The organism is Pseudoalteromonas sp. S3431 (genome assembly GCF_000690035.1).
Lineage (GTDB): Bacteria > Pseudomonadota > Gammaproteobacteria > Enterobacterales > Alteromonadaceae > Pseudoalteromonas > Pseudoalteromonas fuliginea.
In genome coordinates this window covers 1-236 of sequence record NZ_JJNY01000145.1, presented here as the reverse complement: position 1 = coordinate 236, position 236 = coordinate 1, and the positions used below count along the sequence as shown (strand labels likewise).

1 protein-coding gene is annotated in these 236 nt (G+C 44.9%); it reads left to right on the top strand.

Annotated features, from left to right (window positions below):
* Positions 1–236, top strand: a 236-nt coding sequence (locus DO88_RS19005; protein ID WP_198022425.1) for a hypothetical protein, incomplete at both ends; no start/stop codon positions are given.

The window sequence follows — 236 nt, the reverse complement described above, 5'->3', positions numbered from 1 at the left end:
AGAGCCTGAACTTGTAGAAGAACCTGAACTTGTAGAAGAACCTGAACTTGCAGAAGAGCCTGAACTTGCAGAAGAGCCTGAACTTGAAGAAGAGCCTGAACTTGAAGAAGAGCCTGAACTTGAAGAAGAGCCTGAACTTGAACAAGAGCCTGAACTTCTAGAAGAGCCTGAACTTGCAGAAGAACCTGAACTTGTAGAAGAGCCTGCACTTGTAGAAGAGCCTGAACTTGTAGAAG